This is a genomic window from Guyparkeria sp. (genome assembly GCF_046540515.1).
Taxonomy (GTDB): Bacteria; Pseudomonadota; Gammaproteobacteria; order Halothiobacillales; family Halothiobacillaceae; genus Guyparkeria.
In genome coordinates this window covers 1-5,555 of the sequence record NZ_JBKHFB010000095.1, presented here as the reverse complement: position 1 = coordinate 5,555, position 5,555 = coordinate 1, and the positions used below count along the sequence as shown (strand labels likewise).

At 68.1% G+C, this 5,555-nt stretch carries 3 protein-coding genes; 2 read left to right on the top strand and 1 reads right to left on the bottom strand.

Translation table 11 applies throughout. From position 1 onward, the window contains the following. A partial coding sequence (locus ACLFRM_RS08865) for an Hpt domain-containing protein (RefSeq protein ID WP_410755379.1) occupies positions 1-4,178 on the top strand: 4,178 nt, incomplete at its 5' end. 19 nt (positions 4,179-4,197) lie between these two features. Beyond that, a complete protein-coding gene (locus tag ACLFRM_RS08860) occupies positions 4,198-4,713 on the top strand; it encodes a chemotaxis protein CheW (protein WP_410755378.1) in 516 nt (171 codons plus the stop codon). A gap of 99 nt (positions 4,714-4,812) precedes the next feature. Here the strand turns inward: ACLFRM_RS08860 and ACLFRM_RS08855 are convergent, their stop codons facing one another. Further along, the gene (locus tag ACLFRM_RS08855; protein ID WP_410755377.1) at positions 4,813-5,424 is read right to left on the bottom strand and encodes a hypothetical protein; all 612 of its coding nucleotides are present in this window, start codon (positions 5,422-5,424) and stop codon (positions 4,813-4,815) included. Between the last annotated feature and the right edge of the window lie 131 nt (positions 5,425-5,555).

Below are 5,555 nucleotides of genomic sequence, written 5' to 3'. Positions count from 1 at the left end.
CCGAGACCGAGACCGAGACCGAGACCGAGACCGAGACCGAGACCGAGACCGAGACCGGGGAATTCGAGCCGGACAACGAGGCCGACGAGGCTTCCCGAGCGGCATTGTCGTTCGACCAGGTCGAGTCCACGGCATCGCCCGCGCTGGAATCGGCCCTTGATTTCGGGTTGGCCGACGACCAGGACGAACTCCGTACCGAACCCGATGCAGGCGGGGAAATGGCCGTCGATCTGCCGGACCAGCCGGTTGAGACCCCCGAGTTCCCCGAGAGGGAAGTAGATGGCGCCGCCCTTGAGGACCAGGGCGTGGTGGAGTCATCGGCCGAGGCGGCCGATGACGAGCCGATGATGGCGGAGATGCGCGAGGTCTTCGCCGAGGAGATGGCCGAGACGGTGCCGGACATGGCCGAGGCGAGCCAGGCCTGGCTCGCCAAGCGGGACCCCGACGCCCTGGTGACCCTGCGTCGCGGTTTTCACACCATCAAGGGCAGCGGTCGGATGGTCGGTCTCGACCGCATCGGTGACTGGGCCTGGGCCTGGGAGAACCTGCTCAACCAGGTAATCGATGGCAAGCGCGAGGACAGCGACGCGACCCGCGAGGGCGCGGCCGCCGCGGTCGACCTGATGCAGGCGGCCCTGCCCGATCTCGGGGCCGGACGTGCCACGCCCGAGTCGCACTGGGCCGATTCCCTCCGACTGGCCGAGCGCCTCGAAGCGGGTGAGCCGGTCGACATGGGCGGCCCGTCCGACGAGGCCGAGTCCGTCGCCGAGCCGATCGACGAGTCGCCCGATATCTCCGCCGAGGCCATGGCCCAGGAAGAGGGGGGCGAGTCGGAGCCGGCCGGGCAGCCGGCGCCAGTGATCGACGACCCGGTGCTGCGCGAGATATTCGACCAGGAGATCGGCGGCTACATCGACGAATTGCATCGCCAGATCGCGGCCGCTCGCGAGCACGGCGTCGGCCTGGCCTGCGACAACGACCTGGTGCGCCTCCTGCATACCACGCTCGGCTCGGCACGCACGGCTGGCGTGGACATCATCGCCGCGCTGGCGCGCTACCTCGAGGACTGGACACGGGTGCTCGCCGAGCATCAGGAACGACTGGGTGGCGAGGACTTGGCGCTGTTTGCCGAAGGCGCGGACGCGATCGAGGCCCTGCGCCGCTGGGCGGTCGACCCGAGCCTCGAGCAGCCGGACACCGCCGACCTGGAGCGTCGTCTGGACATCCAGTTGCAGCAGGTGCTCGACGACTTCGGCGAGTTGACCGAAAGCGCCGAGGCACGTGACTCCCGCGAGGCGTTCGAGCCGGAGCCGGCGGCGGGCGGCGAGCACCTTTCCGACGGGAACGGTGAGCGTGGCACGGCGGCGGAATCGGTGCCGGTCGGCGAGCCCGATGATGGGCGTGCAGTCGCCGACCAGTCTCTCGAGCCGAAGCCCGACGAGACGGCCGGAGAAGGCGCGGACGAGACCATTCCGGAGGAATCGCCTGCCGATCGGCCCGAGGCCGACGCCCTGGCGACCGGGGCGGTCCAGGATGACGCCGGGCAGGACGAGGCCCTGGGCGAAACGACCCAGAGCGAGGGCCGCGAGACGGCCGGAAGGTGGGCTGACGAGGCCGAGACCGGCGCCGAGCTGGAGGAGGAGGGCGCAGGCACCGGCGCGCAAGGCGAGGACTACGCCGATATCGAGCATCGCCCGGACGACGACCCGGCCGAACAGGACGAGGACATCCTCCAGATCTTCCTCGACGAGGCGGACGAACTGCTCGAGCAGGCTGATGCCTATCTCGCCCACTGGCGGGTCCACCCGCACGATCTCGAGTCGATCCGGTTGCTGCACCGCAACCTCCACACGCTCAAGGGCGGGGCGCGCATGGCCGGCCTGCTCAATCTGGGCGACGTCGCCCACCACCTCGAGGGACGTCTCGACCTGGCCCGGCGGGAGGAAGCCCAGAACAACGAGCCGTTGGTCGCGCTGGTCCAGCACAGCTACGACGTGATCGCCGGGTTGCTCGACCGGGTGCGCAACCAGCAACCGATTCCCCAGCAGCGCGAGTTGATCGGCTGGATACGCGACCCGGACGGCGCTCGCCGCTTTGCGGGACGTGGCCGGGACGGCGTGGAGGCCGAGGCGAGCCGCATCCCCGACACCGCAGATTCGTCGGGATGGGCCGATTCCTCGGTGGGGGGAGAGGAGGCCGACTCGCCCGCCGGGCTGGCGCCCGAGACTCAGACAAGCACCGCGGCCAGCACGACGTCAGAGGCTGGCGCGGCCCAGGAATCCGGCTCGGAGCGCCGGGACGACCAGGTGCGTGTGGCGGCCGGCAGTATCGACGCCCTGGTGAACCAGATCGGCGAGTCGGTGCTGCTGCAGTCACGTATCGACCGTCAGGTAAACGGTTTCGAGCGTCAGCTCTTCGAACTGCAGCAGACGGTCACCCGACTGCGCAGCCAGCTGCGCCGGCTGGAGATCGAGACCGAGACGCAGATCAAGGCCGACCTGATGGAGGAGGCCGGAATTACCGAGGAGCAGTTCGATCCGCTCGAGTTCGACCGCTTCACCCAGGTGCAGGAACTCTCGCGCGGCATCATGGAGTCGCTCGGGGATGTGGCCAATATCGAGGAAAGCCTGAGCTCGCTCACCGAGCAGTCGCAACTGTTGCTCCTGCAGCAGTCCCGGCTGGGGCGGAAGATGCAGGATGGCGTGCTCGCGATGCGGCTGGTGCGCTTCAACGACGTCGCTGGCCGTCTGCGTCGCATCGTGCGCCAGGTTAGCGACGAAATGGGACGGCAGGCCGAACTGGTGATCGAGAACGGCGACGCCGAGATCGATCGGGTCACCCTGATGGCCATGCTGCCGTCGCTCGAGCACATGTTGCGCAATTCCATCGCCCACGGCATCGAGTCGCCCGAGGAGCGTCGGGTCGCCCGCAAGCCGCCTGTGGGGCGCCTGCTGCTCAACATCGACAGTGGTGGCGGCAACATCACGGTCAGCCTGCGGGACGACGGTCGGGGGCTCGATCTCGATGCCATCCGGCGCAAGGCGATCGAACGCAGCCTGATGCCGGCGGATATCGATATCAGCGACGAGGAGGCCCGTTCGCTGATTTTCCTGCCGGGCTTCTCGACCGCCGGCAATGTCTCCCAGGTCGCCGGTCGTGGGGTGGGAATGGATGTGGTCGCAAGCGCCACTCGTGAGCTGGGTGGCTTCGTCGACGTGGATTCCGAGCAGGGTCGCTACACCGAGATTCGGCTCAACCTGCCGCTGACCCAGGCGATGACCCGCGGCATCCTGATCGCCAGCGGCGACGATCGCTACGCGATTCCCTACAAGGGCGTCGTGTCCGTGACACGCATGACCGGGGTAGCCCTCGCCGACCACTACCGCGAGGAAAAGCCGCAGATCGAGTACGACGGTGAGTCCTACCCGCTCTACTATCTCGGCGAACTCCTGTGGGGACAGCCACCGGCGGAAACCGCCCAGGATGTCGCGGCGATCCGGCCGATCATGCTCTTCAAGCTGGGCGAGCGCCGCTTTGCCCTGCACGTGGACCACCAGCTCGGCGGCATCCAGCTGTTCGTCAAGTCGCTGGGGCCACAATTGGGGCGGATCCCGGGTCTGTCGGGGGCCACGATCGCCGATGACGGCGACGTGATCCTGGTGCTGGAGCTGTTCGAGCTGGTGCAGCAGTTCCAGCGCCGCGACTACCAGCGTCGACTGGGGGGGCGGGCGACCGTCAAGCCGGTCCGTGCCCGCCCGTCCGTGCTGGTGGTGGACGACTCGCTGACCGTGCGCAAGGTCACCGCACGCACGCTCGAGCGTAACAACTACGACGTGGTGCTGGCCCGCGACGGCGTCGAGGCGCTGGGTCTGTTGCAGGACAGCCAGCCGGATCTGGTATTGACCGATATCGAGATGCCGCGCATGGACGGCTTCGAACTCCTCGGCGCGATTCGCAACGACCGGGCGGCGGCCGACACACCGGTGGTCATGATCTCCTCGCGTACCGGCCAGAAGCACCGCTCCCGCGCCGAGGCGCTGGGGGTTTCCGCCTATCTCGGCAAGCCTTACACCGAAACCGACCTGATCGATACCATCGAGCGCCTGCTTCCGGCCCAGCCGGTTGCCGGCGAGAGCGAGCCGGACGGCTCGACGACTGGGGGCGAGAATGCCGACTGAAGAGGAAGAGCAAGCAGCCATGGCATCGCAAGATGATCGGCTCACCGGCGAGTCCGCGATCCGCGCCGTGCGCCTCCCCACGCAGCTGACCGAACTCGAGCTGCTGATCCCCTACGCCCTGATTGCCGAGATCACGGATGTCTCGCTGCCCGAGGGCAGCATACGGCTCGGCCGCAATCAGGCGACCATGGTCGATTGGCGTGGCCAGCACGTGCCGCTGGTCAGTCTCGAGGCCATGAACGGGGAGCCCGTGCCGACCATCGGTCGCCGGGTGCGCTGTGCGGTGCTCTACGGCACCGACCCCGAGCGGGCCTTGCCCTACTACGCGGTGCTGCTGTCCGGCGTGCCGCGTTCGGAGCAGGTCGAGCGAAGCCAGATCGAGACGGTCGGCCCGCAGGACAACCCGCTGTGGCGAGATGTGGTGCGGATCGGCGGGCGTCTTACCGCCATCCCCGATATCCGCGCGCTCGAGGAGCGCATCGACCAGATGCGCCTCGGCCACGAGGAAGCCGCCGAGGAGCCGGCCGGCAACTAGCCCGCCACCCTCTCGAACACGAGAAACGCCTACCAACGACCAACGTAAGAAACCCGGCATCCAGGTGCCGGGTTTTCGCATGACGGGGTGCCGAATGCCTCAGCCGTGTCGATGCGCGCGCGCTCCTTCACGCAGGACATTTACCAGGGCCATCCCCGCCAGCGCAATCACGCTGTAGGTGGCAGCACTGGACAGGTACCCGCCCAGGTAGGGCAGCGTGCGCGAGACGTATTCGGCCGCGGACATCTCGTCGAACTGGCCCGAAAAGGCGTAGAACGTGACGTTCGAGAGGGCGAAGGCGACGACGCTGCCCACGACCAGTGCCCCGGCGATCCAGACCAGCTGAAGGGGAATGGACGACGATGTCGCCACTCGTTTGCCGGCCAGCCGCCCCGCACCCCAGAGGGCGGCGTAGGCGGCGAGCACACCGGGGTAGGCCGGCGAGAAGCAACTGGCCATGGCCGCGCCGTCGATCCAGACGCTGCCCAGGTCGATCGCGACGGCCAGCGCCAGCAGGCCGACCAGCACCCGCAACTGCCGGAACCACAACCCGGCGAGGAAGAACACCGCCCAGGACGTGTCGGCCAGATGCAGCGCCGAGCTGAAGTGGTGATAGCGCGTGGCGAGCATCGAGACGGCCATGACGACCAGTGTCGCGATGGCGACAGCGCGGCTGGTCGGGAAGAGTCGGTCCTGGAGCGAGAGGGGCATGGTCGGATGACGTCCTGAAAAGCCGGGGGAGACGCTATGTTACCGGCCGTAGCGCAGGCTCACAAACACGCCGCGCGGGGCCTGATTGTATCCCTGCACGACCTGGTAGTCGCGGTCGAAGAGATTCTCGA